Origin of the sequence: Streptomyces hainanensis (genome assembly GCF_004348415.1) — a bacterium.
Classification (GTDB): domain Bacteria; phylum Actinomycetota; class Actinomycetes; order Streptomycetales; family Streptomycetaceae; genus Streptomyces; species Streptomyces hainanensis.
On sequence record NZ_SMKI01000515.1, the window covers coordinates 1 to 5060 of the forward strand.

The window sequence follows — 5060 nt, forward strand, 5'->3', positions numbered from 1 at the left end:
GCGTGGGCCCAGCCGGCGAGCGCCAGTTCCAGCACGGGGGTCGCCGCGCGGGCGGCGCGGAGTCGGCGCAGCGCGGGCAGCCAGCGTTCGCGCAGCTTGAGCGAGCCGTCCGAGCCGATCTGGCGCAGTTGGTGGCCGACCGCGGGGTTGCGGAAGCGGGTGACCAGGTCGGCGGCGTAGCCGGCCGGTTCCGGGCCGGCGGGCGGCAGGGTCGGGGCGACCTCGGCGCACAGCGCCCGTACCAGGGGTTCTCCCCAGTGGGTGGCCATGGCCTGGTCGATGGTGGCGTGTCCGGCGGCGATGCCGAGGTAGGCGAGCGCGGAGTGCGAGCCGTTGAGCAGCCGCAGCTTGGCGAGCTGGTAGGGGGCGGCGTCGGGGACGAGGAGGGCGCCGTCGAGCTCCCAGCGGGGCCGGGCGGCGGCGAAGGCGTCCTCGACGACCCACTGCCGGTACGGTTCGCCGGCCACCGGCACCGCGTCGCGCACGCCGAGCGCGGCCTCGGCCGCGGCGCGGCCGGCGTCGGTGGTGGCGGGCACGATGCGGTCCACGACGGTGGCGGGGAAGGCGACGGACTCGGCCAGGCCGGCGAGTACGGCGTCGCGGTCCGGCCAGCGGGTGGCGGCGACGAAGTCGCGGAGGACCGCGCCGAGGACCGCGCCGTTGTCCGCCATGTTGTCGCAGGAGACGACGGTGATCGGGCCGGCGCCGGCCCGGATCCGGGCGGCGAGGCCGGCGGCGAGCCGGCCGACGACGGTGGTGGACACGGCGGGGTCGGCGGCCGCGAGGTCGGCGGCGATCGCGGGCGCCGCGGTGTCGAGGGCCGGGCCGCGGCCCGGGCCCGCGTCGGTCCGCCGGTGGTACCCCTTCTCGGTGACGGTCAGGGTGACGACCGTGACCTCGGGGTCGGCGAGCAGCGCGTCGATCCTGGCGGCGTCCGGCACCATGGCCAGCGCCTCGGTGAGCGCGCCGACGACGCGGGGTCCCCGCCCCTCCGGGTGGAGCTCGGCGAGCGAGTAGAGGCCGTCCTGCTCGCGCAGGGCGCGCACGGTGGCGAGGGAGCGGGGCGCCACGGCCGCGATGCCCCAGGGCTCGCCGGTGCGGGCCGCGGCCCGCTCGGTGTAGAGGGCCTGGTGGGCGCGGTGGAAGGCGCCGAGCCCGAGGTGGACGAGGCGGGTGCGCAGCGCCGCCGGGTCCACGGGCGGGCGGCGTTCGGCCGGCAGCGCGCCCAGGGTGGCGCGGCCGAGCCGGGCGGTTCCGGTGGCGGTCACCAGTCGTGCACCGAGCCGTCGAGGCGGCGGGCGACGGGGAGGTAGCGCGCCTGGTAGGGGAAGCGTTCGGCGGCCTTCTCGTCGTACGCGACGCCGAGCCCCGGTTCCTCGGCGGGGTGCAGCATGCCGTCGGCGAAGGTGACGCCGCCGTGGAAGACCTCGGTGGTCTCCTCGGCGTGCCCCATGTACTCCTGGATGCCGAAGTTGGGCACGGCGAGGTCGAGGTGGACGTTGGCGGCGAGGCTGATCGGGGAGAGGTCGGTGGCGCCGTGCGAGCCGGTGCGCACCTGGTAGAGCGCGGCGAGGTCGAAGATCCGGCGCAGGTGGGTGAGGCCGCCGGCGTGCGCGACGGTGGTGCGCACGTAGTCGACGAGCTGTTCGGTGATCAGGTGCTGGACGTCCCAGATCGAGGTCAGGTTCTCGCCCACCGCGACGGGGGTGGTGGTGTGCTGCCTGATGAGGCGGAACGCCTCCTGGTTCTCGGCGGGGGTCGGGTCCTCCATCCAGAACAGCCGGCAGTCCTCGACGCGCTTGCCGAACTGCGCGGCCTCCAGCGGGGTGAGCCGGTGGTGGACGTCGTGCAGCAGGTGGAACCCGAAGCCGAAGCGCTCGCGCACCGCCGCCAGGTAGCCGGGGGCGAAGTTCAGGTAGGCCTGGGTGTCCCAGGGCTGCTCGTCGGGGAGCGCGGTGGCGGCCGGCTCGTAGACCCGGCCCTTCCGCACCCCGTAGGTGCCGCCGACGTCGGGGACGGCGGCCTGGGCGCGGACGGCGCGGTAGCCGAGGTCGAGGAAGCGCTGGACGTCGTCGAGGAGTTCGGGCACGTCGGTGCCGCTGGCGTGCGAGTAGGCGAGGACGCCGTCGCGTGACCGGCCGCCGAGCAGTTGGTAGACGGGGAGTCCCGCGGTCTTGCCCTTGATGTCCCACAGGGCGGTGTCGACGGCGGAGATCGCGGTCATGGTGACGGGCCCGCGCCGCCAGTAGGCGCCGCGGTAGAGGTACTGCCAGATGTCCTCGACGCGGGCCGGGTCGCGGCCGACGAGCAGGGGCACCAGGTGGTCGCGCAGATAGCTGGCGACGGCGAGCTCGCGCCCGTTGAGGGTGGCGTCGCCGAGCCCCGTGACTCCGTCGGAGGTGGTGATGCGCAGGGTCACGAAGGTGCGTCCGGGGGAGGCGACGAAGACCTCGGCCCGTTCGATGGTACTCACGGCGGCTCTTCTCCTTGCCGGTCGAACAGTGCTTGTATACAAGCACTAGTCGTGAAGAACGGCAATACTTGTCCGGAGGCGGATCCGCCCGGGTCAGCCGGGGTGCGGGCGGCCGCCGGGAAGGGGCGGGCGCACCGATACGATGGGGTCCATGGCCCAAACGAACCGGCGACGGACCTCGCGGCGCACCATCTACACCACGTTGCGCCGGATGGTTCTGACCCTGGAGCTCCCGCCGGGCGCCGCGCTCTCGGAGAACGAGCTGGCCGCCTCGCTCGGGGTGAGCCGGACCCCGGTGCGCGAGAGCCTGATCCTGCTGGCGCAGGAGGGGCTGGTGCAGGTCTTCCCGAAGATCGGGTCCTTCGTCTCCCGCGTCGATCCGGCACAGGTCGCGGACGCGCAGTTCCTGCGGGAGGCGGTCGAGCTGGCCTCGCTCGACGACCTGCCGGCCGAGCTGGACGCCGGGCTGGTCGCCGAGCTGCGCGAGAACCTGGAGCGGCAGCGGCGGGCGGAGCTCGGCATCGAGGAGTTCTTCGCGCTCGACGAGGCGTTCCACCAGGGGCTGCTGCGGCTCAGCGGGCACGGCAGCGCCTGGACGACGGTGGCGGCCGCCAAGGGCCACCTCGACCGCGCCAGGCGGCTCGGCCTGCACGAGACCGCGCCGCCCGTCTTCACCGACCAGCACGGCGAGATCCTGGACGCGGTGCTGGCCGGCGACACGGCGTCGGCCCGGGCCGCGATGCGCACCCACCTGCGCGCGGTCTTCCACGACATCGAGAGCATCAGGGCCCACTCCCCCGAGCTGTTCGCCACCGACTCCACGTCGGTGCCGGTGCGGCGCAACGTCGTCGTCTGGGAGTAGCCGCTCCCGGCACACCCCGCCCCGGGCACGCCGCGGCCCGGCGTCCCGCCCCGGTCGGGCGGTGCGCCGGGCCGGTCGGCCGGGCTCGCCGGGCTCACTCCCCGGTGGGCGCCAGGTTCATGTACATCTGGGACTGGTCGGGGCGGCTCCAGGTCGCCGGGAAGGCGTAGAGGTCGTCCAGGCTCGGCCAGCCGCTGAACTTCGCCGCGTGGAACTCGGTGGTCGTGCCGCCGGTGAGGATCGGGATGTACGGCATGTCCTGCTCGATGCGCTGCTGGATCACGTCGTAGTGCGGCATCCGGGCGGCCATGTCCTCCGGGTTCAGCTGGGTCAGCGCCTCCAGGGCCGCGTCGACCTCGGCGTTGGAGTAGCGCGAGTAGTTGGTGTCGGCGGACTCCCCCACCTCGGCGGTGTTCTCGGTGCCGTAGAAGTAGCTGTAGAGATAGAACGGGTCGGGCGCGGGCCCCGGGTAGAGCGAGTCGATCACCAGTTGGAAGCCGCCGCGGGCCCGGGCGTCGGACATCTCGTTCCAGGACACCTGGTTGACCGTCAACTCGATCCCCGCCGGGGACAGCTGCTCGCGCAGCGTCTCCAGCGCGGTGATGTAGTCGGTCCAGCCGCTGACCACGGTCACGGTGAGCGCCAGCCGCTCGCCGTCCTTCGCGTAGATCCCGTCGCCGCCCCTGGCATAGCCGGCGCCGGTCAGGATCTCGTCCACGCGTGCCAGGTCGGGCTGCATCGGCACGGTCGGGTTCTCCAGCGCGTCGGAGACGTACGCCGCGTCCCGCTCGGGCAGCGCGAAGCCGGGGGACATCTCGCTCGCCGTGTTCTGGAACGCGAGCTGGTTGATCTGGCCGCGGTCCATCGCGTGGTAGATCGCCTGGCGCACGGCCGGGTCGGTCTGCGGGCCCTCGCAGCCGAGCTCCGCGTTGGCGCAGGTGTCGAGGACCGCCTGGTTCATCGGCACCGTGATCGCCTGGTAACCCGGGTAGTCCTCCTCGACGTTGGCGATGTCGGGGACCGGCCCGCTGTAGACGTCGACCTGGCCGGCGGCGAGCGCGTCGGCGGACGCCTGGTTGCCGGAGAGCGAGCGGTACATCACGTGGGTCAGCTCCGGCTCGCCGCCCCAGTAGTCGGGGTTGGCGTCGAGCGTGAACGCCTGCCCCTTGAAGTCGCCCAGCGTGTAGGGGCCGGTGCCGACCGGCTCGGACACGGTGTCCGTGTTCGGGTCCTCGATGCCGCTCCAGATGTGCTCCGGCACGATCCAGGTCTTGCCGAGCAGCTGCGGGCCCTCCATGTAGGCGGGCCCGTCGAAGGTCACGACGAGGTGGGTGGGGTCGACGACCTCGGTGGTGCCGTGGAAGCCGACCGTGTTGGGCACCCGGTCGGCGGCGATCATGTCGAAGGTGAACTTGACGTCGTCGGCGTCGAACGCCTCGCCGTCCGACCAGGTCACACCCTCGCGCAGGGTGATGGACAGCTCGGTGCCGTCGTCGTTCCAGGAGTACTCGGTGCCCAGGCGTTGCACCGGGTCGCCCGGCCCGGCGAGGTTGAAGTAGAAGAGCGGCTCGAAGATCGTCCCCGGCCCCTCGACCAGCGTCGGCGGCGATGCGGCCGGGCAGCAGCCCGAAGACCCGCACCGCGCGCGGCCCGAACTCGTCGGCCAGGTCCTTCGCCACCATGGCGAGGCCGGGCCGCAGCCCGTTGGAGATGCCGAGGCCGGCG

The 5060-nt window shown here is 73.4% G+C and carries 4 protein-coding genes and 1 pseudogene; 1 reads left to right on the top strand and 4 read right to left on the bottom strand.

The annotated features are described in order from the left end of the window. Together E1283_RS31455 and manD are read right to left on the bottom strand one after the other, a co-directional pair. The coding region (locus E1283_RS31455) for a mannitol dehydrogenase family protein (RefSeq protein WP_132821577.1) at positions 1-1268 on the bottom strand (1268 nt) is incomplete at its 3' end. Next, a complete protein-coding gene (gene manD, locus E1283_RS31460; RefSeq protein ID WP_132821578.1) occupies positions 1265-2473 on the bottom strand; it encodes a D-mannonate dehydratase ManD in 1209 nt (402 codons plus the stop codon). The genes E1283_RS31455 and manD, both read right to left, overlap by 4 nt. 151 nt (positions 2474-2624) lie before the next feature. Here manD and E1283_RS31465 point away from each other — a divergent pair, with 151 nt between their 5' ends. Then, complete coding sequence (locus E1283_RS31465; protein ID WP_132821579.1) at positions 2625-3335, top strand: GntR family transcriptional regulator; 711 nt, start codon at positions 2625-2627, stop codon at positions 3333-3335. Between the two features lie 94 nt (positions 3336-3429). Here the strand turns inward: E1283_RS31465 and E1283_RS31470 are convergent, their stop codons facing one another. Then, on the bottom strand, positions 3430-4863 hold the full coding sequence (locus E1283_RS31470; RefSeq protein ID WP_243745235.1) for an ABC transporter substrate-binding protein: 1434 nt from the start codon (positions 4861-4863) through the stop codon (positions 3430-3432). Positions 4864-4924: 61 nt separating this feature from the next. Then, a pseudogene (locus E1283_RS39230) lies at positions 4925-5060 on the bottom strand (SDR family oxidoreductase); the annotation flags it as partial.

What these genes read in the sequence shown, in the direction of transcription:
- E1283_RS31465 (WP_132821579.1), top strand. Translation starts at nt 2,625, where the DNA reads ATGGCCCAAACGAACCGGCGACGGACCTCGCGGCGCACCATCTACACC.